Below are 26,706 nucleotides of genomic sequence, written 5' to 3' on the forward strand. Positions count from 1 at the left end.
GAGCCTTCGATGCTGAGCTACGCGACGCTTTCGCCATGACCGTCGGCGACCTCGGCCCCGGCGCCCCACAGGGCCGCGCCGATCTTCTTGCCGACGTCGTGCAGCATCGGCTCGGTGACGTGCTGGTAGCGCTGGGCCATCGAGGTCGAGGACCAGCCCATGATCGCCATGACAATCCGTTCCGGCACGCCGAGCAGGAGGAGGACGGTCGAGGCGGTGTGGCGGGCGTCGTGGAGGCGGCCGTCGCGGATGCCGGCCTCGCGCAGGAGTCGCTTCCAGTGGTGGTAGTCGGTGCTGGGGTTGAGCGGCTCGCCGGTCTCCGAGGTGAAGACGTAGCCCTTGTCCGTCCAGAGGTCGCGGGCGAGGGCCCGCTCGCGGTCCTGCTCCTCCTTGTGCAGCCGGAGGATCGCGACGAGCTGCTCGGGCAGCGGCACCGCGCGTCGCCCGGCTCGGGACTTGGTGTCCTTGGTCTCGCGCCGGATCGGCTCCTTCTTCGGACAGAAGCCGGGCTTGCGCCCGCAGCGGTCGCCGCAGCCGTGCCGGTACTTGGGCCGAAGTCGGCCGCGCTTCACCCACGCGACGCCTCGGGCGAAGTCGACGTCCTTCCACTGGAGCCCGAGCACCTCGCCCTGACGGAGGCCGAGGGCCAGCGCGAAGATCCAGCGGGCGGAGTTGCGGCGCTTGCGCGCCGTGTCCATGAGCGCCTGGACCTCCTCGATCTCGAACGGCTCGACCTCCTCCTCTTCGAGCTTCGGGGCCTTGGCGATCGTGGCCACATTGCGGGTGAGATGTTGGCGCCGAACCGCCTCGCCGAGGGCTACCCGGACCGTGCGGTGGGCCTGGTGGGCAGTACCGGCGGCGCTGCCGCTGGCCTGCATCTTCTTGTAGAAGCGCTCCAGGTGCTCGGGCTCCAGCTTCTCCAGGCGGTGCGCGCCGAGGCCGGGAACGAGGTGCACGCGGACAGCGACCTCGTATCCGGCGTACGTGTTCTCGCCGACAGTGCCCGGCACGATCTCCTTGATCCAGTGGGTCAGCCACTTGCCGACCGTCCACTTCTGGCCGGCCCTGGGCACGGCGCCGTCGTCACGCAGCTTCTCCAGCTTGCGGACCTTGGCCGTGACCTCGGGGCGGGTCTTGGCGCTGACGTGGCGGCGGTCGGGAGTGCCGTCGTCCTTGACGCCGACCGTGACGCGACCGTGCCAGCGGCCGTCGCTGCCCTGGTAGATCGAGGAGTCGCCGTTGGGCTTGCGGGTGTTCGTCATTCGGTTTCCCCCGTTCAGGCCGCGAGCGCGACGGTCGAAGGGGCAGCCTGCGTACGGGCGGCCACGTACTCCTTGAGCGCCTCGGCGGGCACTCGGCGGAGACGGCCGATCGTCACGGACGGGACTTCGCCGGAGGTGACCAGGGCGTACATGGTCGTCCTGCCGACGCCGAGACGACGGGCGGCTTCCTCCACGGTGAGGGCGACGAGCGTCGGGTCCGGCACCTCTGTGCCGCAGCTGGCGACGAGGGCAAGGAGCTGGTGCTCCGTGAGGCCGATTGCGCCGGCAAGGCGCGAGAGAGACAGGGGCGTTTCAGGCATAGGTGTTCCTCCCAGCGGCGCGGGGCAACGCGCCGCCGTGGCGACTGTTGGGATGGGCGGTGGATTGGCGGGTTGCCGGGCGGCCCTCGACGTTCGTAGCGCCGGGGGTCGGGCAGCGGGGTGGTGGGCGGGGCGGGCACACTACGGCGGTCTCGGCTCGGAACCTAAAACGATCTCGGTCGCATGGGCCGGGTCGAGCGTTTTAGGTCGCGAGCCGGGTCGCGGCGATGATGCTCCGCGAGGCCGTCGATCCCCGAGCTGGCGCGGCCCTCAGCGTTCGTAGCGCCGAGGGTCGGGCAGCGGGGTGGTGGGCGGGACGGGCACACTACGGCGGCCCCGGCCGGAAACGAAAAAAGATCTTGGGCGCGTGCACCAGTCCGACCTTTTTAGGTTTCCGGCCGGATCGCGGCAATGATGCCCAGGCGGCGAGCCGGGCGGGCTCGCTTACCGGTCAGCCGAGGGGTCCTGGCGGAGCGGGTCCCACTGGGAGTTGGGGGCCGGGTACCACGTGGGCTCGGCACCGGAGGGCCCGAGGTCGACGCCTTGGGCTTCGAGCCGTTCGGCGATCTCCTCGTACGTACGCAGGGCCTCGTCGTACCGGGCCTTGGCGGCCTGTTCGAGGTCGTGGGCGGTTCTCCACTCCTGCTCGGCCTTCTCGACGGCGAAGCCTGCTTCCTGCAGCTCGTAGTCCGGTTCGTCCGGGCCAGCCACGGCTTCGGTCATGAAGTTCGCCGGCGGGACGCTGAGTGCCTTGGCCAGGCCGATCACCTCGTCGAAGCGGACCGGGCGGGTTCCGTTCTCGATCTTGGCGACCTGAGTCTGGTGGAACTTGAAGCCGAGCCGGGTCATGCGTTCGGCCACGTCCTCCTGGGAGAGGCGGGCGGCCTTGCGCAAGACCTTCAGGTTGTGGGCCACGAGGGCCTCGCCCTCCAGGGCCTTGTACCGATGCACCATGGGGTTGACCATACCAACCTCCTTCCGATTGCGAGCGGCGCGACGCGACGACAGGAGCGACTGTATCAGCATGAAATGACCAACCGCCAAGCGGTTGAGCAGACCTTCACAAAACCTCCATGGATCAGCCCAGCCAGCGCGAATGCCGAGAGAGGTTGAGATCATCATGCGCGAATCGCTTGACAGGGGGCCGACGTCCCGCTACGTTCGACCGTGCCAGCATGAAATGGCCAACCGAGAGGAGGTTAAGCCGGGCCGGGCGCCAGCCCGAATGCCCTCAGGAAAACGCGAAGCCCCCGGCGCTACGAACACCGGGGGCTGATCGAAAACCTCGCCACCGCCCATCCCAGGACAGTCGACCTACGGCGGACCGGGTTGCCCCCCGGAGCCGCCGAGTGAGGATCTCCATGACCGAGGTTACTGCCTCCCAGGCCCACGCCACACCCCTCGCAGCGGACAAGCCCGCTGTCGCATGGCCGCCCGTGGCCAAGGCCGGCGAGCCCGGCACCTACCTGCCCGTCCAGCAGGCCCTCGCGTCCACAGCCTGTGGACGCGACGCCGAGGCGGCGCCTGCCGAGCCCACCGTCCCGGACGGGACCGACCTGATGCCCGACACCGAGGCGACCGAGGGCGCCGACCTGCTCGCGCAGCTGAGGGCCCAGATCGCGAAGTTCGTGATCCTTCCCTCCCAGCAGGCCCTGGACGCCGCCACGTTGTGGGTCGCGGCGACCCACCTGCAGTGCTCGTGGCAGCACGCCCCGCGCCTGGCCGTGGTCGGCCCGGCCAAGCGCTGCGGCAAGTCCCGCCTGCTCGACGTGCTCGCCGAGACGGTCCATCAGCCGATGCTGACGGTGAACTCTTCTCCGGCCGCCATCTTCCGCACGATCAGCGAGGAGCCGCCCACCCTTCTGGTGGACGAGGCGGACACGATCTTCGGCAGTCCAAAGGCGGCGGAGAAGAACGAGGAGATGCGCGGCCTGCTCAACGCCGGGCACCAGCGCGACCGCTACGTGCTGCGGGTCGTCGGCAACGACCACACTCCGCGCAAGTTCCCCACCTTCGCCATGGCGGCAATCGCCGGCATCGGCGACCTCCCCGACACGATCATGGATCGCTCGATCGTGATCCGCATGCGCCGCCGAGCCGAGGGCGAGCGCGTCGCCCCGTACCGCACCCAGCGGGACCGGCCCGCCCTGCACGCGATCCGCGACAAGATCGCCCGCTGGGCGGCACCGCTCGCTGACCGGGCCCTGCGCCTGGAGCCCGCCATGCCGGTCGAGGACCGCGCCGCCGACACCTGGGAACCCCTGGTGATCATCGCCGACCTCGCCGGAGGACCGTGGCCCCGCCTGGCCCGGCAGGCGTGCAAGCGCATGGTCGACGCCGAGGTCCAGACCGAGGAGGACAACCCCGGCGGCGCGCGGATCCTCGCGGACATCCGGCGGATCTTCCACGCCGCCGGTGAGCCGGACAGCATCGCCACCGACCAACTGCTGTTCAACCTCAACGGCGACCCCGAGGCCCCCTGGGCCGAGACCAGCCGAGGCGGGCTGACCCCGCGCGGCCTCGGCGCGATGCTCCGCGAGTTCGGCATCTCCTCCGGCAACGTCCGCATGCCCGATGGAACCCAGCGCAAGGGCTACCTGCGCAACAAGTTCCTCGACGCCTGGCGGCGCTACTGCCCCGCAGTCCACCCCGTGAACGCCACCGCAGCGGGCAGCAGAGGCTGACCACCCTCCCCGAAATGCCGTCCCTGCCGTCCCAGCCGTAACAGCGCAGGTCACAGCACCTGCCGCCAAGACGGAACGGCACCCCAAGACGGCAACGCCATCCGCACCAAGACGGATCAGGCCCACGCCAAGACGGCAGACGTCCACTCCCACCAGCGGCCCGCCGCCGCCCCCGTCCGGGGCGCGAGCGGCGGGCCCTGGCCGGGACGGGAAACACATCCGTCTTGTGCCGTCCCAGCCGTCCCTGCCGTAAAACCGCAGGTCACAGGCCATGCCTCCGGGACGGATACGAGCCCCAAGACGGATACCGCACCGTCCCGAACCCGAATACCGCCGCGTCCACGGCACCACCCGGGCAGCCGAACCCGCCCCAGGCCACAGACCGTCCCGCAGCCCCAAGACGGCAAGACGGCAAAGACGGCAATCCCACAAACCACCACCGCCCGACCCGCGAGGACCACCTTCCGCATGACCGCCACCACCCCACCGCGTCTGCCCCGCCCGGACGCCGTCCTCGTACAGGCCGCCATCGCAGGCGCCCTGTCCTTCGCCCACCTCCACGACATCGCCGACGCCGCCGGACAACACGGCTGGAAAGCCTGGGCCTACCCCGTCTCAGTCGACCTGCTGCTCGTCGCCGCCTGGCACCGCATGCGAACCCTGCGCACCACCGGCCGCCCGACCGGCACCGCCTGGACCTGGTTCGCCATCGCCCTGACCGCCTCCCTCGGCGCCAACGTCGCCACCGCCGGCCTCCTCGACCTCGACCACGTCCCCGCCTGGCTACGGATCCTCGTCGCCGGATGGCCCGCCCTCGCCTTCTTCGGCGGCACCCACCTCGCCCACAACACCACCGCGACCGCCATCGACCCGAAGCGCGCCGAGGGCGAACTCCCGCTCCGTGAAAACCCCGAGCCTGCACCGGCAACCGAGCCCGCACCGCTGACGGACGCAGAGCAGTACGACCTACCCGCCGACGAACCGGTGCTCGAGCCCGACGACGACGTCCGGCCCGACAGCCGGAAACCGGTGGTTGGCACCAAGCGCACCGGCCGCAAGCCCGCCGCCTCGATGGACGAGCTGGCCGAGATCGTCCGGCCCGCCGTCCAGGAGCACGGCCCCACCCAGGCCGTGATCAGGACAGTCCTGCGCGAAGCCGGCATACCCATCGCCAGCGACCGCCTCGGCAAGCTGACCCAGCGCTTCAAGGACGAACAGGCCAGCCAGCAGGCCGACGCGCAAGCCAGCGCCTCGGCGGCCTGACGCCACCACCGCTCGCCCGAGCACCGGCCCGATTCCGGACCGGGCGAGCAGCCCCTCACCGACGCTGACCGACGCTCACCGGAACTCCCCCAGCGCCCATCCGGAGACCCCGGAAGTCCTGAACCGGCGACGTCTACACCGGAACTCCGGCACCGCCAAACCCCTCTTCCGCCGGACCATCACCCCTCATCCGGCGAACACCCCACCAACCGACAACCACCTGCCGTCACAGAAGAACCGGAAGATCCCCGTGCCCGACCAGCAGCACCACCTCGCCCCTGCTTCCGTCACGCCCGAGCAGGAAGCACAGCCCAGCGGAACCGGTAGCGACAAGCCCGGACGTGGTGGCATATTCGCCCGCGTCAAGCAGGCCCTACCCTGGACCGGCCACGGTCACGACAACGACGGAGCAAGCTGGGGCAAAGTCCACAACGCCGTTGGCGCCGCGGACTTTGCGCTTGACCCCGCCCCAGGGGTGGCGGGGCAGGACCGGCGCGAGGGCGCGCCGGACCAGGAGGTCGTGACCGGGGGCGGCCACGACCAGGACGAGCTTTCCGAGCCCAGCGCCGAGCCGCTGTCGAGCAGCGACGTCGAGCGTGCCGACGCCGCCGTCGTGCGTGAAGCGCCGACCGTGACCACCGCCGAGTTCCTCCACGAGCGCGTTCCGGTACTCGACCGGCCGCCGCTTCCGGAGGACGAGCGCATCGCTGCGATTGCCAAGCGGATGTACCAGCCGCGTTCCGGAACCAAGCGCGACGACCAGCTCACCTGCTCCGTGGAACCGACCGAGAAGGTCATGATCGACCTCGCCGCCGCCAAGCTCGAACTCTCACGCTCCGCGTTTCTGGCGAACTCCGGCATGAGCGTCGCCCTGGAGGTCGTGAAGACCGGCCGCCCCGACGGCTTCGTCCCCCTGCCCGACCGCAAGGCCGTCGACCAGCTCACCGAAGCGGTCGGTACCCACCAGCGGGCGATCAACCGGGCCGGCAACAACCTCAACCAGCTCATGGTCGAGATCTACCGGGGCGAGCTCCCCGAGCGCGCCATGCAGGTCCTGGATGCCCTTCACGCCTGCGCGATCGAGGCCCGCCTCGCCTACCAGCGCGTCCTGCCGGGAGGCCACCGTGGTGCCTGACGTCTCCACCGGCTCGCGCACCCGCGGCCTGCTTTCCTACCTCTTCGGCCCCGGCCGGCGCGACGAGCACACAGACCCGCACATCGTCGCCGCGTTCGCCATGCCCGGCCTGCCCGACCCCGGCCGAGCGCCCCTCGACCAGCACCATGACCTGCTGACCGAACTGGCCGACTACCTCGACCAGCCCGTCCGCGCCCGCGAGATGCGCCTGGGCGCGAAGGTCCCGCAGCACGTGTGGCACTGCCCCGTCCGCACCGCGCCCGGCGACCGGTACCTCACCGACGCCGAGTGGGCCGAGGTCGCCCGCCGGGTCGTCCACGCCACTGGCATCGCGCCCGATGGCGACGACAAGGGCTGCCGGTGGATCGCCGTACGCCACGCCGACGACCACATCCACATCATGGCCACCAGCGTCCGCGAGGACGGCCGCCGTCCCCGCAACAAGCGCGACGGCCAACGCGCCCAGGCCGAGTGCCGCAAGATCGAGAAGGAACTCGGGCTGCGCCAGCTCAACTCCGGCGACCACACCGCCGCCCCAATGCCCACCAGCGCCGAGCAGGCCAAGGCCCAGCGCACCGGCCACCAGCAGACCGCCAAGGAGTGGCTGCAGGAACAGGCCCAAGCCGTCGCCGCCGCCGTCCGCGACGAGCAGGAGTACTTCTCCACCCTCACCGCCCTCGGCATCCAGGTCCGCTACCGCATCGGACCCGAGAGCGGCGACGTCATCGGCTACAGCCTCGCCCGACCCGGCGACGTCAACGCCCAAGGCGAACCCGTCTACTTCGGCGGCTCCAAGCTCTCCCCCGACCTGTCCATCAACCGCCTGCGCGAACGCCTCGCCGCCCAGCAGCCCACCACGCCCGCACGGGGCACGGTCGAACCGAACCGCTGGCGACAGGCCGAGACCACCCTGCGGGAGACCGCCCGCTTCGCCTACCAGGACCAACACCACCCCGACGTACCCGACGTCGACGCGTTCGACACCGTCGTCCAGGCCCAGGCCGCCGCTTTCGGCGAACTCCTCCACACCGCCGCCCTCACCGCACCCGCCCACACCCGCGCCGAACTACGAGCCGCCGCAACCGCGTTCAACCGCGCCACCCGATCCAAGGTCCGTGCCGAACACCAGCAGGCCGCAGCCCTCCGCACCGCCGCCAAGCAACTCCTGCACACCGCCGGCTCCGGCGAGGACGGCGCCACCGCCGCCGCCCTCCTGTCCACCGCCGTCTTCGTCGTGATCGCCATTGCCCGCTGGCACCAGACCCGAGGCCACCAGCAGCAAGCCCACGCCGCCCAGCAGTCCCTCGTCCACCTGCGAACCGCCTACCGGCAAACCGCCGAGCCGGTCATAGCCGACCTCACCCGCCGCACCCCCACCCCCAAGACCACCGACCGCCTCGCCGCCCAGGTCCACGCCGCCGTCCCCGACCACGCCCAGCGCATCCTCGCCGACCCGTCCTGGCCCGCCCTGGCCACCGCGCTCGCCCAGGCCGAATCCTCCGGCCAACCACCCCGCCGAGCCCTCGCCGAGGCCGCCCAGCAACGGGAGCTCACCACCGCCGACCGACCCGCCGAAGTCCTCCTCTGGCGCCTGCGCAACGCCACCAGCGACCGCATCGACCAGCGCACCCAGGCCGCACGCGCCCGCACCGGCAGCCGCACCACCCCGACACCCGCACCCACAACACCCGCCGTGCCGACCGGCACCAGGGCCGCCAACGACCCCACCCGCCGACGCTGACCCCGACCGGAAACACCCGATGCCCCGAGCCCCGCCCACCCAGCCACACGGACGCCCGTACGCACAGATGTCGCTTCGATGTCTTCTCCGGCGGCCGGGAACCATCCCGGCCGCCGTGCGTCTTGTGTGCTTGCCAACCGTCACCCGCCATCGAAGGGCACCACTTGACCGACCCCAGCACCGACCACGACGGCCACCACAGAGCCGTCATCCGTGCCGTTCCCCACCCCGGCGAACTCGACGCCCGGGGCATCCCCATCACCTGCCCCAACTGCCGTGCACGCCGAGACTGGCTCCTCCTCAACGTCCGCCAGCAGGTCTTCGTCCGCTGCCGCTGCGCGGCCGAGTGGCACGAGCCCGACCTCACCCGCGCCTACTTCGACCTGCACTTCACCGCCCCCGAACACGAGTGGGACGAGTGGGACGACTACAACACCGCCATGCGGGCACTCGCCTTCGACGGCCTTCTGGCCGGAGCGACCTGGAACCTGGAATGAGCAACGCTGTGTGCCGGCACGCCACTCCGGTGTGCCGGCACACAGCATGACAACTACAGCTCAACAAGGACCGTAACGGCGTAGGTTCGAGATAGGGCCAAGTCCGGTCCGGCCAGGCCGAAGGAAGTGATCACATGACCAGCGGCCCGGAAGAAGTCCCTCTCTTCTGGAGTGAGGAGGGACGAAAGGCGGAAGTCGTCCGCTGCCACCTCGGCCACCTGGCCTTGCGGGAGACCTTCGAGAACGTCGGCGGCTGCCCGTACTGCATGCACACCCCAGGCGAACGTCAGGCTGCGGTGCGAGCACTTGAAGCCGCAGAACGTAGGAGCCGAACGTTCAAGGGGCAGGACCACCACAGACCCGCCGAGTAGTGGATCTCAGGCAGCCTGTTCTCCGAAGCGCCACCCACGACCAAGGCGGAACTACCGTCGAGACAGCTGCCAGCCGTCACGGCGATGCCGCCCCACCCGTCGCGCGCCCGACTCAGGTTCTGGGGCACGCGGCGTTGGCAGCGCCGGGCGGGACGGCTCGTCGTTGAGGAGGATCGAGCGCCAGACCCGTTCCTGGAGCTCGCGGATGCACGGCCCGCAGGCGTACATGTCCGCCTGGGCGCCGGCGACGCTGGCCGGTCCGATCCATAGGACCCGCGTCCACTGCTGCCCGCAGTAGAGCCAGCAGAACCCGTCGACCCACTGGTTACCGTCGTCGGTGGTGGGCGGGGCGGGTACGCCGCCCCGCGCGAACTCGGCGATGCCGGGGATCACCATGTGCGGCACGGCCAGCTCGGTCGCCACGGGTCACCTCCCCGGTACGGTCTCGCCGCCGGGCGGGGCGGCCGACCGGTCGAGCGCGCTCGTCGTGTCGAGCCCGTCGATCGGTGTCCACTCGTGCTCCAGGATCGAGTAGGTGATCGAGTCGCGCCAGGCGCCGTGAACGAAGACGTGGTCGCGGATGCGCCCGTCCTCAGTCATGCCGGCGCGCAGAAGCGTCCCTGCGGATGCCTCGTTGAGTGGCGAGCGGGCGGCCCAGATGCGGTGCAGGCCAAGGACGTTGAATCCGAGCGCGCACAGCAGGTGGACGGTCTCGGTACCGAGCCCCTTGCCCCACTCGGCGGCGTGGAGGGCGAAGCCGATGGTGGCGGCCTCCTGCGGCTCGGTGGCCAGACGGGCGTAGCCGATCAGCCGGTGCTCGCCACGGCGGGTGATGGCGAGGCAGTACTCGGTGCGTGGGCTAGCGTGCGCGGCGGCGATGGAGCGGTCCGTGATCGCCTGAACTTGCTCGCGGGTGCGGGGTTCGAAGCTGAGGTGCCGGGTGGCCTCGGCGTCGCCGTAGATGGCCAAGAGGTCGTCGGTGTCCTCGGGTTCGACTTCGCGCATCGCCAGGCGGGGGCCGGCCAGGTGAACTGGGGTCATGGCCGCGGAGCCTACCTTCGCGGTCACCGGATGAGGACGGACGTCGGGCTGGCGGTGAACGCCTCGATCTCCTCGCGCAGGTCGGCGGCAGCGCCGGTGGCCCGCCGACTGCCGGAGGGCAGCGCGGCGTGGACGCGCTGGGCACTGCTGGTGATGCCGAAGTTTCGCTGCTCGACGGGGAGGTCGAGCACGGGGCGGACGGCCTCGGCGGCGCCCTCGATCTCGCCGCGGGCGAGGCGGGCGAGCGCGAGGTCGGTCTGGGCGCCGGCCTCATCGCCGAAGGCCCACTCCTCCTCGGAGGCGGTGCGGTAGGCAGCGACGGCGGCCTCGGACTGGCTCTCGCCGAGGGCTGCGTCTTCGCCGAGGTGCACGGTGGCCTCGGCGACGTAGTAGAGCTGGCGGGGCTCCGGGAAGGTCATGATGCCGCCGAAGCCGTCCAGGTCGTCGGGTTGGGCCATGGCGCGCGCATCCTCGGCACGCTGGATGGCAGCGCGGGTCGCCTCGCCGTCGCCGAGTAGGGCGTGGGCGCGGGCGGAGAGACAGGCGAGCCAGACGCTCGTGGTGCCTCGGACGTTTCCGGCGGCGGCCTGTCCGAGGTCGGCGTAGTCGGCGGCCTCAGCCGGGCGGCCCGCCCAGTAGGAGATGAGCGACTGCAGCGACCGGACCCAGGCGCGCATGGCGTGGTGGTCGGCGTTGTCCGCGCAGACGAAGGCGGTGCGGGCCTGCATCATGGCGGCGCTCGGGTTGCCCAGGTCGTGGCTCGCCTTGGCGAGCATGCCGGAGGTGATGCCGGCGAGCAGGTACAGCTCGCGGGCCTGCAGGGGCTTGACGCGGCCGTGCTCCAGGAGGCGGAAGGTCAGATCCTGGACCTCGACGAGGTCGCCGAGCAGGGTCGGCAGGGCGAGTTTGGGGTAGGCGACGGTGAGTCGCCGTACCTCGTCCTGGATCTGGCCCAGGGTCTCCGGGCCGACACTGCTTCCTTCCGCCAGTGCGGTGAAGCGAAGCGCACGACGAGCCGCCATTGTGACCTGCCTTTCCAATTCCGTGGTGCCCGCGTCGAGGCGGGTCTCGCTGCTGAACGGGCCACCAGCAGGCAGTACCTGTGCCTGCTCGGATGGGAGGAGGACAGGGACCGGCCGTGGCGGCGGGACGACGAGCGGGGACACCACACGAGCATCGGGCCGTGCGGGTGCGGGTCCAAGTAGCTGGTCGACGCCGACCTCGAACATGGCTTCCAGGACCCGGCACTGGTCCGGGTAGGGCCGGGTCTTCACGGCGCCGCCGTACCAGCGCTCGAACTGCCGCTTGGAGACCGACAGCCCCGCCAGGCGCGGGTCGGTCTCGGCCTCGGCGAGCCGGGCCGCGGCGCCTTCGAACCGGATCCTGAAGGTCTCGTAGACCTGCCAGTGCCGCTCCAGCGTCAAGACCCGTAAGAGCGTGGGAGTTTCAGCCACCGCAGATCCTCTCCGGTCCCCGTTCGTCTGATTCGACGATAGCCACGAGCGTTCGGCAGGAAACCCCTTCGGCGGCCTTGCTGCCCAGATGACGGCAGCCATGACGGCAGTCATGACGCATGGCGTCGTCGACCACTCCTCAGCGCCGGAGATGACGGCGTGTTCGTGACGGCGGCCACGTCGTATCGGTGCCACAGCCTCCGAGGCCATGCTGAACGGCACTTCGCTTTCCGTGAATCTCCGACAGCGAAGCGTGAGATCGGTAGCTGTGAACGGCAGCGCCGTCCGAACCACCCCATCCAGCACTACGTGCACACCGGCTCGCCGCTTGGGGGCCGGCAACGGGAGGGAACCGATGGACAGCACCTTGACCGCTCTGGCCGGGCAGATCGCCCAGCTCGACGCCGTGGACTCCGCCCAGTTGGAGCGGATGCGCCACGAAGCCCTGACCGCCCAGGCGCCCTGGAAGGCGGAGTACGGCGCCTACCAGTCCGGCGGCTGGTGGACCACCTCGCTCATGAACGCCTCCGGCGACGCCGCCGACGTGACGATCGGCGACTGCGCCGCCCGTCCGACCAACCTACTGGGGAAGATGCCGGCCACCGCCGCGTTCCTCGCCGACCTCGGCCTGAACTTCATGTGGGTGCGGCTCGCCCGACTGGAGGGCAACGCGTTCCTCTGGGAACACCGCGACTACGACGAACTCGACCAGGTCGAGCGGCACCGCCTGCACATCCCGCTCCACACCAACAGCTCCGCCTTCCTGGTCACCAGCGGCACCAAGGTGCACATGGCCGGCGGCCGGATCTGGCGACTCACCCCGACCTACGCGCACGGGGTGTGCAACCTGCTCGGCCCGGACCGGATCCACCTGATCGCCGACGTGTACGCCGACGACACCTACCGGCGCCTCGCCCGCCGCCCCGCGCTCCACCCGGCGGTCGCAGAGCCGCTGCCCACCGCCGATCAGACGGTCCTGGCCGAACGGCTGGAGACCGCCCGCAACATGGCCACCCTGGGCTACACCGAGGCGGCCGAGCGGATGCTGCTGCGGCTCTTCTACACCTACGCGCTGCCGGAGGGAACGGCCTACGACCTGATCGCCGAACTGCACACCTCGCTCGGCGACATGGAGGCCGCGACGCGCTGGACGGCGGCCAAGCGCCGCCTCCTCGCCCTCACGGCCTGACCCGCCCCAGCAGCCCGCGCCCGCGATTCCCACACTCCGAAGGGAGAAGCGCATGCCCACCCTGCAACTGGCAGAGATCACCCAGGCCAACCGGCCCGCCCAGCTGCCGCTGCTGTCGAAGCTCGCCGACATCCTGGCCGCCTCCCCGGCCGTCACCCACCTGATGGTCCGCGGGTCGCTGGCCCACGGCACCGCCGACCGCCTCTCCGACGTCGACTTCGTCGTCGGCGTGCACGACGCCCAGCTGCCGGCCTTCGTCGAGGCCCTGGACACCCTGATGTCCGTCGAAGCCGGGGCCCTGCTGCCCGGCTGGCGCGACACGATCGTCGCCGACCTCGGCGGCCTCGGGATGGTCTTCCTCGTCCCCGACGACGGCCGACTCCACCAGATCGACCTCTACCTCGCGCCCGCCTCCCGCATCCCGCACCTGCGGGAGACGGTCAGCACCGCTGTCATCCTCGACCGGCAGCCCGCACCGGCGACCACGCCGGCGACCACGCCGGACGTCGCGGTGGCCGAGAGCTTCACCGCCGCATTCCTCGCCCGGCCGCGCACGTGCACCGAGCTGCTGATCGAGCACCTGGTCCTGGCCGTGCTCCTGCACAAGCGGATCAAGCGTGGCCAGCGGTTCGTCGCGTACTCGGAGTGGCACCGGCTGCACACCGCGACGAAGGACCTCATCAAGACCGCCCTCGCGCCGGCCTCGCAGTTCTGGGGCTGGTACCAGCTGCGCGAGGAGATCGCCGTCACGCCGATCGGCCGGGCCTGCCTCGGTGACCTGGACTCGGCGATCAGCGGCCCCGCGATCCCGGAGGCGACCGACGTGAACGCGGCGATCGATCGGGTGCTCGCCCTGGTGGAGCGGGCCTGCCCGCAGGCGCTCGACAACCTGCACGACGCCGTCACCGCCTACCGCACCTACCAGGAGTTGGTGTGAACGCACTCCACCTCGCGGGCCCGGCCGCCAGCCGGGCCCGCGAGGGCCTGACCGCCGTCTTCTTCGGCGGCGTCGTCCCAGCTTCCGCCGAGGAGGAGACCCTGGCCGAGGAGATCGGCCGGAGCCTGGCTCAGGCCGGGTACCAGCTGCTGCACGGCGGCTACAACGGCCTGATGGAGGCAGCCGCCCGCGGAGCCGCCTCCCAGGGCGCCACCGTCACCGCGGTCACCCTGATCGGCAAGCACGACGAGTGGGGCGCGTTCAACCGTCACGCCACCTTGTCCGTCCACCTGCCCGACCTCGGCTCCCGGCTCAACCACTACCTGGAGCACGCCGACGTGATCGTCGCCATGGGCGGCGGCGTCGGCACCCTCCACGAGCTGACCGCCGCGCTCTACTACGCGACCACCATCCGCCCCATGCCGGTCTGCGTCGCTGGCCCGGCCGCCCTTCGCCTCCTCGCCTTCCTGCAGGAGGAGAAGTGGCTCTTCGAGACGCCCACCCGGCCCCTCGGCTTCCTGCGGGCCGCCGAGACCGCCCAGGACTTCCGCACCCACCTGGCAACGCTCGACACCAGCCCGATCGGAGGAGCATGACCACCAGCCCGACGCTGGCCGGCCTCACCGCCCGCCTCGCCGAAACCGCCTGTGTGAACGCCCCGTTCAAGCTCGCCGACGGCACTCAGCTGAGCGCCTACTTCGACGAGTACCGCCTCGCCGCCGACCCCTCGCTGCTGCGCGACACGGCCCGCGCGATGACCGCTCTCATCCCCGACGACGCCCAGGCGCTGGCCGGCATCGAGCTGGGCGGCGTCCCGCTCGTCATCGCGCTGTCGGCCGCCACCGGCCTGCCCGCCGTCTTCCTGCGCCGCCGCCCGAAGGGCTACGGCTCCCGCCGCCAGATCGAGGGAGCCGACATCACCGGCCGCCGCACCGTCCTGGTCGACGACGTCGTCCGCTCCGGCGGCCAACTCCTCGCCATGGCCCGTACGTTGCGGATGGCCGGGGCGCCGGTTGCCGATGCGCTGTGCGTCCTGGAGCGCCCGCTCGGCGGTCGCATGCTGCTGGCCGAGCACCGCGTCACCCTCCACGCTCTGATCACCGAGGCCGACCTGCCCGCACAGCGGACCGGTGATGCCGCGTGAAGCGGGCCGTCCTCTTCGACCTCGACGGCGTCCTCGTCGACAGCCGAGCCGCCCAACTCGCCACGCTGGCCGGGTACGCGACCTCGGCGCTCGACCGCCGGATCACCGTGGCCGATCTCCCGGCCGACGCCGCCACCACTCCGCGCGAGCAGGTGCTGGCGGATCTCGGCATGCGGGGAGAGATCAACGAGGACGCCTGGGACGCGGCGACCGCCACCGCCAGCCTTCACGCCGAGGTCTTCCCCTTCGTCACCGGCACCCTCGCCGCGCTGCGGGAGTCCGGTGTCGCCACCGGCATCGTGACCCTACGGAGCCGCCGCAGGGTCAGCTGGCTCCTCCCATCCGACGTTCTCGACCTGATCGACACGGTCGTCTGCTACGAGGACGCCGCGCCCAAGCCCGCACCTGACGGGCTGCTGCTCGCCCTCGGCCGGCTCGGCGTCGCCCCGCGAGACGCCGCGTTCGTGGGCGACATGGAGGTCGACATACACGCGGCCCGGGCAGCCGACGTGCGTGCCATCGGCGCCGGCTGGGGCTTCGCGGGGCCCGAGCCCCTGACTCGCGCGGGCACCGACATCGTGCTTCCCCAGCCCGGCGACCTCGCCGGTGTGCTGCTCCTTCTGGTGGGCAGCGGCCAGTCCGACGACTACGCCAAGCGATCTTGACCCCAGACCCGCTACTGTTGGTGGCGCAGTCGCAGCGGACCGTTGCGTCCGGTGTCGGCTGCGCCACCTCAGAGCGATGGATCTGGAGTCATGGTCTACACCGTGGGGGCGCGAGCTATCTGCGCCGAGCTGGAGAACTGAGAACCACTCAGTCCTCGTTCTCGGCCCGGCTCGGCGTGTGAACACCCCCCACCTCTCCCACGACTCTTCCGTGAGGGCCATACCGCCATGCGCTCGACGCAGATCCGCTCCACCTTCCTGGACTTCTTCACCTCCCGCGGTCACCGCCAGGTCCCGTCCAGCCCGCTGATCCCCTCCGACCCGACCCTGCTGCTGGCCAACGCCGGCATGAACCAGTTCAAGCCCTACTTCCTGGGCGAGGTCACCCCGGAGTACCCGCGCGCCACCACCATCCAGAAGTGCGCCCGCACCTCCGACATCGACAACGTCGGCCGCACCAACCGGCACGCGACGTTCTTCGAGATGATGGGCAACTTCTCCTTCGGCGACTACTTCAAGGCCGACGCCATCGCCTTCGCCTGGGAACTGCTCACCGAGGGCTACAACCTGGAGAAGGACCGGCTCTGGATCACCGTCTACGAGGACGACGACGAAGCCGAACAGCTCTGGCGCAAGATCGGCGTCCCCGCCGACCGGATCCAGCGGCTGGGCATGGAGGACAACTACTGGTCCATGGGCGTCCCCGGGCCGTGCGGGCCCTGCTCCGAGGTCAACTACGACCGCGGCCCGGCCTTCGGCCGTGAGGGCGGCCCAGCCGTCGACGGCGAGCGCTACATGGAGATCTGGAACCTCGTCTTCATGCAGTACCAGCGCGGCGAAGGCGACAAGAAGGGCAACTTCCCGATCCTCGGCGAGCTCGCCCAGCAGAGCATCGACACCGGCCTCGGCCTCGACCGCCTCGCCGCGATCCTCCAAGGCGTCGAGAACGTCTGCACCACCGACCTGCTCCTGCCCACCCTCAAAACCGTCCAGGAACTCGCCGGCCGCGACTACCCCGGAAACGGCGAGCAGAAGGTCTCCTTCCAGGTCGTCACCGAGCATGCCCGCTCGATCGCCTACCTCATCGCCGACGGCGTGCTGCCCGCCAAGGACGGGCGCGGCTACGTTCTGCGCCGCCTCATGCGCCGCGCGATTCGCCACGCCCGCCTGCTCGGCATCGACGGCCCCGTCCTCCCGGCCGCCACGGCGAGCGTGGTCAGCAACCTCGGCAACGTCTGGCCCGAGCTGAACGCCCAGTCCGCGCTGATCGAGCAGGTCGTCACCGCCGAGGAAGAGTCCTTCACCCGTACCCTCACCCAGGGCACCCGGCTGCTGGATGCCGCCATCACCCATACCCGCACCGGCGGCTCCACCTCCCTCGCCGGGGACACCGCCTTCGAACTGCACGACACCTACGGCTTCCCCATCGAGCTGACCATCGAGGCCGCCCGTGACGCCGGCCTGACCGTCGACGAGGACCGCTTCGCCACCCTGCTCACCGAGCAGCAGCAGCGTGCCAAGGCCGGTGGCAAGGCCAAGACTGCCGAGGCCCTGCGCCGCCAGGACGCCTACCGCGAGCTGTCCGCCCGCCACGGCCGCACCGACTTCGTCGGCTATGACCGCCTCACCACCGAGGCCACCGTCCTCGGCCTGATCTCCGACGGCGCGGTCGTGCCCGGAGCCGATCAGGGCAGCACCGTCGAGCTGGTCCTCGACCGCAGCCCGTTCTACGCCGAGTCCGGCGGCCAGGTCGGCGACACCGGCACCATCCGCACCAGCGCCGGCGCCGTCCTGAAGGTCCTCGACACCAGGCTCGGCCTGGAGGGCTTCCACATCCACACCGTGCGCGTCATCGGCGGCGAAATTCGCTGCGGCCAGGCCGCCGAGGCTGTCGTCGACGGCGGACGCCGGAATGCCGTCGCGCGCTCCCACTCCGCCACCCACGTGCTGCACGCCATGCTTCGCCGCACCCTCGGCGACCACGCCCGCCAGCACGGCTCTCTCGTCGACGCCGGAAGGCTCCGGTTCGACTTCGCCCACTTCTCCGCCGTCGACCTCACCCAGCTCGCCGCCATCGAGGCCCTGGTCAACGACCACCTGCTCGACGACCCCGAGGTCCGCATCTGGCACGCCACCCGCGCCGACGCGGAGGCCGCCGGGGCGACGGCCCTGTTCGGCGAGAAGTACGGCGACCACGTACGCATCGTCGACATCGGCGACTTCTCCCGCGAACTGTGCGGCGGCACCCACGTCGGCCACGGCTCCAACGCCGGCCCCGTCCGCATCCTCGGCGAAGCCTCCATCGGCTCCAACCTCCGCCGTATTGAGGCCCTCACCGGCCGCGACGCCCTCAGCTACTACGACACCGAACGCCGCCTCCTCGAAGAACTCTCCACCCTCCTCGGCACCCGCCCCAAGGACGCCCCCGAAGCCCTGCGCAAGCGCCTCGACGCCCTCACCACCGCCCAGCAGGAACTCGGCCGCCTCAAGGACGCCGAGCTGCGCGACCAGGCCCAGCGGCTTGCCGCGTCCGCCCGCGCCATTACCGGCGGCCGGGTCATTACCGAGAAGCTGACCGGCCTCAGTCCCGAGGACCTCCGCCGCTTGGTCGCCGAGACCACAGCCCTCCTCTACGACGGCCGCGCCATCGTCGTCCTCGGCAGCGAGCACCAGGGCAAGGCCCTACTCGCCGCCGGGATCACCCACGCCCTCCACGAGGCCGGCACCCAGGCCAGCCAGATCCTCTCTACCGCAGCCCGCGCTGTCGGCGGCGGAGCCGGCGGCAAGGGAGCCATCGCCAGCGCCGGAGGCCGCCGCGCCGAATCCCTCGACGAGGCCCTCGCCATCGCCGCTCAGCAGGCGGCGAGGCAGCTCCGCGACCGGTAGCACGGACACCGCACGCGCTCTTTGGGCGCGTCCCCACTTCGGGGCGCGCCCGAAACCGTGCCCCGCCCAGCAGTTAGCTCACGGACAGTACCTTCAGGAGGACGACGCTCCCATAGTTGGTCACCTCCCACCGCCAGGTGCCCGTCGGAACGTATCCCTGTCGGCGGTACCAACCAACCAACTCGACTGCCTCGGCCGACGTGTCGATGACCACCTCGGTCACCCCGAGAGCAGCAATCCGCTGCTCCGCCAGGGTCAGCAACCGCTGCCCAAGCCCCACCCCTCGACATGCAGGATCTACCGCCAGCTGCCAGAACGAGCCTGCTCCCGCCGGGGCGGGATACCCATCCGGTGCCTCGTACGGGGCTGCTAGAGTCACGGTTCCCGCCAGCTCACTCCCCCGCAGGGCCAGCCAACACTCGCCCCTCCCCAGTCGGCTGGCTGTGTCCTCCACCGACTGATACGAAGCAAAGAAGACTCGCCCTGCAGCAGCATGATCAGAGTAGGCGCGGTGAAGCAGATCTGTCAGTTCCTCGACAGAGTCACCGTCGACGAAACGCCTTACCACGAGCGGATCGCACATTCTGGACGGTCCTGACGGATGAGCCAGCGGTTGGGGCACGTCATCTAGTTTCACCAGATCGACAGAAGATCGCCCGTTCAACCTGCGGCACCATGTGATCAGCTTGCGGTGACACTCATCCGCGGGGACGCTCTTCCTTAGCGGGCCGGGCCCACCTTTGCCGTGGGCCCGGCTCGTGCCCCTCGGGTTCAACGCTGTCCAGCGCTACCCGACGTCTTCCGGCCCTTTGCCGATGCCGTAGACGCCTTGAGCTTCCCCTGTGCGGCTTCACCCGCAGCCTGGGCCGAGAATCCTGCCTCCTCCAGGAACTTCATCGCCGCGAAGATGTCGTCGCACGTCTTGAGCAGCACCATGATCGACAGGTCGCCCTTGGCGTCCGGCGGAAGATTCGCCAACGCGCACTTGTAGACCCGTTCGACCGACTTGTACAGGCTGTGCAGCCGAATCGTCGCGTAGAGCTTGTTCATGTCGACGTTGTTCGTCGCCGCGTAGTGGCTGTGGACCAGGACGAACCCGGTCTTCTTGTTCGCGCACTGGTGGTCCCGGATCCACGCCTTGCCTCGTTCGAACTGGGCGGGCGTGTTTCGGCCCATGGCCTCCTCCCGGGGAAGGCCGGCGTCACCGGCCTCGACCACCCTGTCCCATATGTCCTCTCCACTGTCGTGCGCCGCTTGGCGGCGCGAGGTCGCCATGGCTACTCACCCTCTTCGTCCTCCAACAGGCTCGCCAATGCCTTGTCCATGTCGGTCCGGCCCGTCGTGATGGCGCTCTCGCACCAGTCGAGGAGCATCCGTGCCTTGTGAACGTTGTCGAGCACCGCCGCCTTCGTCTCCTCGTTGTAGTCCTGAGCGTGGATCTCGGGGATGATCCGCTGCAGGGAGACGAAGAACGATGCGAAGCTCCCGATCAGTCGCAGGATCTCCAGTGGCGCCTCCTGATACCTCAGCGCGGGAGCCGCCGTCTCTGCCGCGGTCTCCTCGACCTCTTCCGCGTCCTCAACGGGCGCGAGTTCGACTTCCGCCTCCATCTCGCGATCCACCTGGCGCCAGTGTTCGTACTGGGCCTCCCGCAGCAGATGCCGTGCATGCTGGTCAGAGACGAGCCTGCTGCGGACCTCGGGACGTCCCAACATCTCGGTCACCGCTGCTGCCGCGTCTTCGTCGTTGTGCAGCAGCCGACGGGTGTGGGCAAGGCGCTCTTCCTTGTTCGTGGGTGTATCGGGACGCCTATGAGCAACCCGTTCAGCCTCATTCACGGTCCAGCGGTGCTCACCGGTGATCGGGTCCAGGGGGTCCTTACGAATCAGGACGTACCTGCTTCGGACGGCAGCGAGCCGCGCATGGACGCTCCAGCAGACATCGTCCCTGCGCTTTTCAGCCGGCCACTGGCACGCCACGTAGTAGTACTCGCGCAGGGTGCTTGCATTCGCGCCGATCTGGTGCGCAAGGAGTTCTACGACCTCGCCGACCTCGCCATGTCCACGGGTATGCCCTTCCAAGGCATCAACCACTAGGTCTCCCAGGGCGAACTGGATGCCGGACTTCTGGTTGATCAGCTTCCGGCCCTTGCGGACGTACTTCTCCCATTCGGTCTTCGTGTAGCCGCGGGGAAGAGTCATCGTTGCCACGAGGAGCCTCCTCACTCGTGCGCCAAGCACTACCGGCGGGTGGTATCCGCTACCGCCGAAGCCGCAGAAGCACCACGAGCCCTGGCGGCTGTGATACCGCCCACAACCAACCTACGCCTCAGCAACCGCCGTGGCCATGACGCGGGACCTCTCGGAGCAGTGACCTCCGGACTCGCTCGCCCCAGCGTCCGAAGCGTGGTGGGGACTATCGACGCTGCCGGGGAAGGCCCTGGAGAATCCACCGCACCACCGAGGTCCTCGACGCGAGCACCACCACCCCAGGAGCGCGGAAACAGGGGGATCCTCGCCGTGAGGTTGGCTCTGGCGGTGGTTTGCAAGCGTCACATGGTGAGCAGGATCGCCCCGGCCATGCCATGCGTTCCAGTGAGAGGTGCCGTTTGAAGCCGTCGCGCGGCGATTCACGATCCAGCAAAGCCACAACCTGGGAAGGCGAGGACCCACTCCGTCGTGTCCTTGCCAAGGCACCTACTGAACAGCGAAGGCTCGCCGATGGCCGCGACACAGCGACCGTTCTCATCGGCATGGCACGCGAGTGGGAGAAGATTCTCGGCGGAAAGGTCTGGTGCGAGAGCACTGGCAGCCGGTGGGCTCACCTGTACGACGACTCGTGGGTCATTGGGGACCACCGCCCATTCGGCGTGAGCGCAGACATGTGCGCCGTCAGTGATCACGCTACGGCGCGAGTCTTCGCCTCCGGATACCAGAAAGCGATCTACAGTAGCGCGCCCCCGGTGTCCTACTGGAGCGCCATCACGATGCTGGAGGACGCCATACCCGTCATGCTCGCGGTCCTCGACCGCGAGCTGACCGGCGCCGTCGCATGCCTCGACTGGTACCTCCAGACGCCGTGCTCCCCGAGGCTCTGCCCACACCACCCGAACGGCGACGGCCCCCCACTTTGCGGCTCTGCCAGCTGCGCAGACGCGGCGCCGGCCAGCCCATGCGACTGCATCTGCCGAGGCGAGAACCACGGCCTCGGCCAAGCAGTGCTCCCTGCGCGACCCGAGGCCCCCGACTGGTCCACTGCTCCGGCTCCTCTGTGGCAGCCAGGCTCCGGGACCGTCGAGGTGGATCCGACGCACCGCCGGATCGCCGGACGAAGTCCGTTCAGCCGCCACGGCACTCGCGTGCGTGCCCCCTCAGTGGCATGGACCGGCAGTGTGGAGGGCGCATCGACAGACCGCAGCTGAGCAATCCGTCTGGTCTCAGTTTTGGTCTCATTCACCCCCGTCCAGCCTGGTTCGGCCACCGCCGAGAGGTCCACTCCGTCGCAGGTCAGAACGGGTGTGAACCCCGGCGGACGCCGTTCGGGAGAATTGGAAAGCGTGTTGGGGGCAACCCCTCACGAGTTCGAATCTCGTATCCTCCGCCTTCGCCCACCAGGGCAAACGAAGGCCCCGACCGCCGAGCGGTCGGGGCCTTCGTCGTTCCGTGGTTGCGATCGATCCTCTTTCGGTTGGCTCAGAGCCAGCCGCGCTGGGCCGCCTTGAGGCCCGCCTCGAACCGGCTGGTGGCGTCCAGGCGCTCCATGAGGGCAGCCATCTGGCGGCGGACGGTTCGCAAGGAGACGCCCAGACGCTTTCCGGCGGCCTCGTCGGTCAGGCCGGTCGCGAGGAGCTTCAGCAGCTCCTTCTCGGTGGGATTCAGGCCGGTGTCCGCCTCGCGCTGACGGTCCGCCCCGAGCGGTATGGCGGTGTCCCATGCCTGTTGGAACAGGGCGAGCAGTGCGGCCACGATCCCCTGCTCGCGCGTGCAGAGTGCACCGCGACGGGTGTCCGTGGGGTCGATCGGCAGGACGGCGACCTGCCGGTCGAACACCAGGATTCGAGGCGGCAGGACCGGGGCGGTCCGCACCTGTCCGCCGGCATCCGTCATCCACTGCGCGTACGCGAGGGTGGCCGGGTCGTTGCGCACGCTGTCCTGGTAGAGCGTCATCAGGGTGACCCCGCGCCCGAGCGCCTCCGCGTCGAGCGGCCTGGACGCGTCGAGGCTTTCCTGGGACCGGCCGCCTCCGGGCATCACGGCCAGGCATTCGCCCTGCAGCTCCTTGGCCAGGACCCTCAGCTTCGCCTGGATCGCCTCCACCCCCACCAGTCGCTCCGAGCCGCGGACGGCGGCGGCTTCCGGTCGCAGTTTGGCGCAGTCGGCCACCGCGCGGGCCATCGCCGTCTTCTGCGACGCCAGGTCGTGCTGACGACGGGCGAGTTCCTCCTCCTGTCGAAGGAGCATCAGTTCCAGTGCGACCGGGGGCTCGACCACGCGCAGCCCGGTGGGGTGGAAGAGGGACTCACGCGCGATCGTGAGATCGGCGAGTTCGTCGAGCGCCTCGCGCACCGTGCTCTCCGGCAGGGTCAGCTGCGCGCACAGCTCCGCGACTCCGGCGTCGGGGTCGCGGAGCATCTCCCGGTAGACGGCCTCGACGACCCGGTCCAACCCCAGCATTTCCAGCATGAAAGCGCCCCCGCTTGCCACTGAAGGATCGTTCCCCAGCTTCGCGGACGATCTTTCCAGCAAGGCGCAGCAGTGGCAACCGGTCCGGCCCCGGCGCGGACTCCGGCCGCCGGAGGCACCAAGGTGCCGCGCCCATTGGCTCCTTGGCGCCAGGCCGAACCCATTCCGCTGGGCCCCTCCCGGCAGCAAGATATTGATCACCGGAACAGCGGCGAGAACGAAGCCCGCTCGCCGGGTTCACTCCGAGGCACCTCGCCTCCCCACACACTTCACCGACAGGGGTACCGCCATGTCCAACGCCGCCCGCCTGCTCAAGGTCTCCGCCGTCGCGACCGCGCTGTTCCTCGGCGCCGCACCGACCGTGCTGACGGCTGCGGCCGGTGCGCAGACAACGGCGACGAACGTCACGGCGAGCTCCATCGGCTGGGACGTCGCCCCGGCCGGCTCGCCCCTCGGCGCCGCCCCGCAGGCCGACAGCATCGGTTGGGACTGACCGGACGTGCACGTCGTTCACCTGACCCTGCACCAGGCGGGGAGCACCGGCTCCGAGGGAGCCGACGCGCACACCGTGCACGATGTCCTGTGGGCGCACGCCGAGTCGCGCCACGGCCTGGAACACGTCCGCGCCCGTGCCGGGCCGCACGGGATCGACCTCGTCCTCTTTCTCCGGGCCCGCAGCCGGAGTCAGGCGGCAGCACACGCATGCGAGCTGCTCGGCTCCGCCGCGAGGGCACAGGTCTTCTCCCGGTACGTCACACCGCTGCTCGGGCGGTAGGGCTTCCTCCTCCCTCAGGGCTCTCCGGAGCCCTCTCCCCACGGACTTCCCGCGCCCTGGCGCGGCCTCCGCCGCGCCGTACCTCATCGAAGGGTTTATGTCATGAGCATGACCATGCGCCGTCTCCAGCAGACCGGTCTCGCCGCGATCGTCGCCGCCACCGCGGTGAGCGGTCTGATGGTCGCCCCGGCCCACGCGAGCACGACGTCCTCGATCGCCGCCACCGCGACCGCCGAGGTCGGCAACGGCCCCTGTGCCCACGGCGGTTACTCGTCCGGACTGAACAGCCAGAGCACCAGCTGCGACGGCTCCGGCGGCCAGTCCCATGCCTGGTGCGCGGACTTCGTCGGCTGGGTGTGGTCCCAGTACGACGTCGCCCACCTCTCCGCGATCGACAACACCGCGGCCAGCGTCTACGACTACGGCAAGACCTACGGCACCCTGCACAGCACCCCTCAGGTGGGTGACGCCGTCGTCTACAACTACGACCCCTCCAGTGACTACGCCGACCACGTGGCGCTGGTCACCGCGGTCGGTGGCGGCTCCATCACCGTGGTCGGCGGCAACGAGGGCCACTCGAGCGGCTACAGCCAGGGCATCGTGCAGCAGGAGAGCACCACCAACTACGCGGTGGGCGCCGCGCCCTGGAACCAGACCATCAGCGGGTACATCAGCCCGGTCGTGAAGCCCTCGGTCACCCTGAACTACTCGCAGACGGTCGCCGGGGACTACAACGGCGACAAGGTCTCCGACCTGTTCGCCAAGGACTCCGCCGGCAACCTGTCCGTCTGGACGGGCAACAAGGGCGCGGGCTTCAGCAGCAAGAAGCAGCTCACCGGCGGCTGGAACTTCTCCCAGACCGCCACCGCCGACTTCAACGGCGACGGACTCACCGACCTCGTCGCCCGGGACTCCTCCGGCGGCCTCTACCTCTGGACCGGCAACGCGGGCGGCGCGTTCAGCGCCAAGAAGCTGCTGACCAGCGGCTGGAGTTACACCCAGACGGTGGCCGGCGACTTCCGGGGCACCGGTCACGCCGACCTGGTCGCCCAGGACGCCTCCGGCAACCTCTACCTGTGGCCCGGCAACGGCGACGGCACCTTCGGCGCCAAGAAGCTGCTGACCAGCGGCTGGAACTTCACCCAGACCACCGCCGCCGACTTCAACGGCGACGGCATAGCCGACCTCGTCGCCCGGGACTCCTCCGGCAACCTCTACCTCTGGACCGGCAACGCCGGCGGCTCGTTCAGCACCAAGAAGCTGCTGACCAGCGGCTGGGACTTCACCCAGACCACCGCGGGTGACTTCACCGGCAGCGGCCACGCCGACCTGATCGCCCGCGACGACGCCACCGGCACGCTGTACCGCTGGGCCGGCAACGGCAGCGGCGGCTTCGCGCCCAAGGTCCAGGTCACCACCGGCTGGTAGCACCTGCTCCGCCGCTCACCCCCGGTGTCCCGCGCTGACGCCCCGCGCGGGACACCGGCTGCCCCACTCCCCGCACACACCCTGACCACGATCGGAAGTCCCATGCGCCGCACCAACCGCAAGAACCGTCACGTCCTGGCCCTGGCCGCCGCCTGCACCGCCCTGGTCGCCTCGGTGGCCGGCGCCGGAAGCGCCTCCGCCGCCTCCGTCAGCACCTGGGAGAAGGTCGCCCAGTGCGAGAGCAGCGGTGACTGGAGCATCAACACCGGCAACGGCTACTACGGCGGCCTGCAGTTCGACCTCGACACCTGGAACGCCTACGGGGGCCAGCAGTACGCCGCCTACCCCCACCAGGCCACCGAGAACCAGCAGATCACGATCGCCGAGAAGGTCCTGGCCGTACAGGGCCCCAGCGCATGGCCGAAGTGCGGCGCCCCGAACGGCCTCGGCACGGACACGCAGAGCCCGTTCCCGTCGGTGACGCTGAACTACTCGTCGACGACGGGCGGGGACTACAACGGCGACAAGGTCTCCGACCTGTTCGCCAAGGACTCCGCCGGCGACCTCTTCGTCTGGACGGGCAACAAGGGCGCGGGCTTCAGCAGCAAGAAGCAGCTCACCACCGGCTGGAAGTTCACCCAGACCGCCGCCGCCGACTTCAACGGCGACGGCAAGGCCGACCTCGTCGCGAGCGACACCAGCGGCAACCTCTACCTCTGGACCGGCAACGCGGGCGGCGCCTACAGCCCGGCGAAGCTCGTGACCGGCGGCTGGAGTTACACCCAGACGGTGGCCGGCGACTTCCGGGGCACCGGTCACGCCGACCTCGTCGCCCAGGACTCCGCCGGCAACCTCTACCTGTGGCCCGGCAACGGCGACGGCACCTTCGGCGCCAAGAAGCTGCTCACCAGCGGCTGGAAGTTCACCCAGACCACCGCCGCCGACTTCAACGGCGACGGCATAGCCGACCTCGTCGCCCGGGACTCCTCCGGCAACCTCTACCTCTGGACCGGCAACGCGGGCGGCTCGTTCAGCGCACCCGTCAAGCTCACCGGCGGCTGGAACTACAGCCAGACCGCCGCAGGTGACTTCACCGGCAGCGGCCACGCCGACCTCGTCGCCCGCGACGACACCACCGGCACCCTCTACCGCTGGGCCGGCAACGGCACCGGCCACTTCGCCGGCCCCGTCGCCCTCACCACCGGCTGGTAGCCGCCCTCACCACCGGCCGG

General features: G+C 70.2%; 25 protein-coding genes. 15 read left to right on the forward strand and 10 right to left on the reverse strand.

Going from position 1 to position 26,706, the window contains the following annotated elements:
• Window positions 1–17: 17 nt before the first annotated feature.
• The 3 genes from ACIBCA_RS15410 to ACIBCA_RS15420 all read right to left on the reverse strand — a co-directional run bounded on the left by ACIBCA_RS15410 (window position 18) and on the right by ACIBCA_RS15420 (window position 2,536).
• Window positions 18–1,262: a tyrosine-type recombinase/integrase gene (locus tag ACIBCA_RS15410; protein ID WP_396283370.1), complete on the reverse strand. Its 1,245-nt coding sequence runs from the start codon at window positions 1,260–1,262 to the stop codon at window positions 18–20.
• A gap of 14 nt (window positions 1,263–1,276) precedes the next feature.
• On the reverse strand, window positions 1,277–1,486 hold the full coding sequence (locus ACIBCA_RS15415; protein WP_396283371.1) for a helix-turn-helix domain-containing protein: 210 nt from the start codon (window positions 1,484–1,486) through the stop codon (window positions 1,277–1,279).
• A gap of 540 nt (window positions 1,487–2,026) precedes the next feature.
• A complete protein-coding gene (locus ACIBCA_RS15420) occupies window positions 2,027–2,536 on the reverse strand; it encodes a helix-turn-helix domain-containing protein (protein ID WP_396283372.1) in 510 nt (169 codons plus the stop codon).
• Window positions 2,537–2,943: 407 nt separating this feature from the next.
• Between ACIBCA_RS15420 and ACIBCA_RS15425 the strand changes: the two genes are divergently transcribed.
• The 5 genes from ACIBCA_RS15425 (at window position 2,944) to ACIBCA_RS15445 (ending at window position 8,902) form a co-directional block, all read left to right on the forward strand.
• The gene (locus ACIBCA_RS15425) at window positions 2,944–4,266 is read left to right on the forward strand and encodes a DUF3631 domain-containing protein (protein ID WP_396283373.1); all 1,323 of its coding nucleotides are present in this window, start codon (window positions 2,944–2,946) and stop codon (window positions 4,264–4,266) included.
• Window positions 4,267–4,734: 468 nt separating this feature from the next.
• A complete protein-coding gene (locus ACIBCA_RS15430) occupies window positions 4,735–5,529 on the forward strand; it encodes a DUF2637 domain-containing protein (RefSeq protein ID WP_396283374.1) in 795 nt (264 codons plus the stop codon).
• A 250-nt stretch (window positions 5,530–5,779) separates the two neighbouring features.
• Entirely contained in the window at window positions 5,780–6,664 is an 885-nt protein-coding gene (locus ACIBCA_RS15435; RefSeq protein ID WP_396283375.1) for a hypothetical protein, read from the forward strand.
• Window positions 6,654–8,405, forward strand: a complete 1,752-nt coding sequence (locus tag ACIBCA_RS15440) for a relaxase/mobilization nuclease domain-containing protein (RefSeq protein ID WP_396283376.1) — start codon at window positions 6,654–6,656, stop codon at window positions 8,403–8,405. The genes ACIBCA_RS15435 and ACIBCA_RS15440 overlap by 11 nt, the downstream gene beginning before the upstream one ends.
• Window positions 8,406–8,569: 164 nt before the next feature.
• A complete protein-coding gene (locus tag ACIBCA_RS15445) occupies window positions 8,570–8,902 on the forward strand; it encodes a hypothetical protein (RefSeq protein ID WP_396283377.1) in 333 nt (110 codons plus the stop codon).
• A 422-nt stretch (window positions 8,903–9,324) separates the two neighbouring features.
• Here ACIBCA_RS15445 and ACIBCA_RS15450 read toward each other — a convergent pair whose 3' ends face one another.
• Genes ACIBCA_RS15450 through ACIBCA_RS15460 form a run of 3 tightly spaced genes read right to left on the reverse strand, consistent with a single transcriptional unit; the run spans window position 9,325 to window position 11,738 of the window.
• The gene (locus ACIBCA_RS15450; RefSeq protein ID WP_396283378.1) at window positions 9,325–9,696 is read right to left on the reverse strand and encodes a hypothetical protein; all 372 of its coding nucleotides are present in this window, start codon (window positions 9,694–9,696) and stop codon (window positions 9,325–9,327) included.
• Window positions 9,697–9,699: 3 nt separating this feature from the next.
• Window positions 9,700–10,314: a GNAT family N-acetyltransferase gene (locus ACIBCA_RS15455; protein WP_396283379.1), complete on the reverse strand. Its 615-nt coding sequence runs from the start codon at window positions 10,312–10,314 to the stop codon at window positions 9,700–9,702.
• Between the two features lie 23 nt (window positions 10,315–10,337).
• The gene (locus ACIBCA_RS15460; RefSeq protein WP_396283380.1) at window positions 10,338–11,738 is read right to left on the reverse strand and encodes a hypothetical protein; all 1,401 of its coding nucleotides are present in this window, start codon (window positions 11,736–11,738) and stop codon (window positions 10,338–10,340) included.
• A 385-nt stretch (window positions 11,739–12,123) separates the two neighbouring features.
• Here ACIBCA_RS15460 and ACIBCA_RS15465 point away from each other — a divergent pair, with 385 nt between their 5' ends.
• The 6 genes from ACIBCA_RS15465 to alaS all read left to right on the forward strand — a co-directional run bounded on the left by ACIBCA_RS15465 (window position 12,124) and on the right by alaS (window position 18,589).
• Window positions 12,124–12,957 (forward strand): aspartyl/asparaginyl beta-hydroxylase domain-containing protein, encoded by an 834-nt coding sequence (locus ACIBCA_RS15465; RefSeq protein ID WP_396283381.1) that lies wholly within the window; start codon window positions 12,124–12,126, stop codon window positions 12,955–12,957.
• Window positions 12,958–13,009: 52 nt separating this feature from the next.
• Window positions 13,010–13,894, forward strand: a complete 885-nt coding sequence (locus ACIBCA_RS15470) for a hypothetical protein (protein ID WP_396283382.1) — start codon at window positions 13,010–13,012, stop codon at window positions 13,892–13,894.
• A complete protein-coding gene (locus tag ACIBCA_RS15475) occupies window positions 13,891–14,490 on the forward strand; it encodes an LOG family protein (RefSeq protein ID WP_396283383.1) in 600 nt (199 codons plus the stop codon). The genes ACIBCA_RS15470 and ACIBCA_RS15475 overlap by 4 nt, the downstream gene beginning before the upstream one ends.
• Window positions 14,487–15,038, forward strand: a complete 552-nt coding sequence (locus tag ACIBCA_RS15480; RefSeq protein ID WP_396283384.1) for an orotate phosphoribosyltransferase — start codon at window positions 14,487–14,489, stop codon at window positions 15,036–15,038. Before ACIBCA_RS15475 ends, ACIBCA_RS15480 begins: the two co-directional genes overlap by 4 nt.
• Window positions 15,035–15,703, forward strand: coding sequence for an HAD family hydrolase (locus tag ACIBCA_RS15485; RefSeq protein WP_396283385.1), 669 nt, complete (start codon window positions 15,035–15,037; stop codon window positions 15,701–15,703). Before ACIBCA_RS15480 ends, ACIBCA_RS15485 begins: the two co-directional genes overlap by 4 nt.
• Before the next feature lie 228 nt (window positions 15,704–15,931).
• Window positions 15,932–18,589 carry an alanine--tRNA ligase gene (gene alaS / locus ACIBCA_RS15490; protein ID WP_396283386.1) on the forward strand — a complete coding sequence of 886 codons (2,658 nt, stop codon included), beginning with the start codon at window positions 15,932–15,934 and terminating at the stop codon, window positions 18,587–18,589.
• A gap of 73 nt (window positions 18,590–18,662) precedes the next feature.
• Here the strand turns inward: alaS and ACIBCA_RS15495 are convergent, their stop codons facing one another.
• The 4 genes from ACIBCA_RS15495 to ACIBCA_RS15510 form a co-directional block, all read right to left on the reverse strand.
• Window positions 18,663–19,172 carry a GNAT family N-acetyltransferase gene (locus tag ACIBCA_RS15495; protein WP_396283387.1) on the reverse strand — a complete coding sequence of 170 codons (510 nt, stop codon included), beginning with the start codon at window positions 19,170–19,172 and terminating at the stop codon, window positions 18,663–18,665.
• Window positions 19,173–19,360: 188 nt separating this feature from the next.
• The gene (locus ACIBCA_RS15500) at window positions 19,361–19,864 is read right to left on the reverse strand and encodes a hypothetical protein (RefSeq protein ID WP_396283388.1); all 504 of its coding nucleotides are present in this window, start codon (window positions 19,862–19,864) and stop codon (window positions 19,361–19,363) included.
• A gap of 2 nt (window positions 19,865–19,866) precedes the next feature.
• Window positions 19,867–20,790: a DUF6192 family protein gene (locus tag ACIBCA_RS15505; protein ID WP_396283586.1), complete on the reverse strand. Its 924-nt coding sequence runs from the start codon at window positions 20,788–20,790 to the stop codon at window positions 19,867–19,869.
• 1,491 nt (window positions 20,791–22,281) lie between these two features.
• Window positions 22,282–23,262, reverse strand: a complete 981-nt coding sequence (locus tag ACIBCA_RS15510; RefSeq protein WP_396283389.1) for a LuxR C-terminal-related transcriptional regulator — start codon at window positions 23,260–23,262, stop codon at window positions 22,282–22,284.
• Window positions 23,263–23,560: 298 nt separating this feature from the next.
• On the opposite strand from ACIBCA_RS15510, the gene ACIBCA_RS15515 reads away from it, so the two are divergent.
• From ACIBCA_RS15515 to ACIBCA_RS15530, 4 genes are all read left to right on the forward strand, one after another.
• Window positions 23,561–23,764, forward strand: coding sequence for a hypothetical protein (locus ACIBCA_RS15515; RefSeq protein WP_396283390.1), 204 nt, complete (start codon window positions 23,561–23,563; stop codon window positions 23,762–23,764).
• 6 nt (window positions 23,765–23,770) lie between these two features.
• Entirely contained in the window at window positions 23,771–24,046 is a 276-nt protein-coding gene (locus tag ACIBCA_RS15520; protein WP_396283391.1) for a hypothetical protein, read from the forward strand.
• A gap of 102 nt (window positions 24,047–24,148) precedes the next feature.
• On the forward strand, window positions 24,149–25,474 hold the full coding sequence (locus tag ACIBCA_RS15525; protein WP_396283392.1) for an FG-GAP-like repeat-containing protein: 1,326 nt from the start codon (window positions 24,149–24,151) through the stop codon (window positions 25,472–25,474).
• 102 nt (window positions 25,475–25,576) lie between these two features.
• Window positions 25,577–26,686: an FG-GAP-like repeat-containing protein gene (locus tag ACIBCA_RS15530; RefSeq protein WP_396283393.1), complete on the forward strand. Its 1,110-nt coding sequence runs from the start codon at window positions 25,577–25,579 to the stop codon at window positions 26,684–26,686.
• The last annotated feature ends 20 nt before the right edge of the window (window positions 26,687–26,706 follow it).

Source organism: Kitasatospora sp. NPDC051170, from assembly GCF_044455705.1.
GTDB lineage: Bacteria > Actinomycetota > Actinomycetes > Streptomycetales > Streptomycetaceae > Kitasatospora.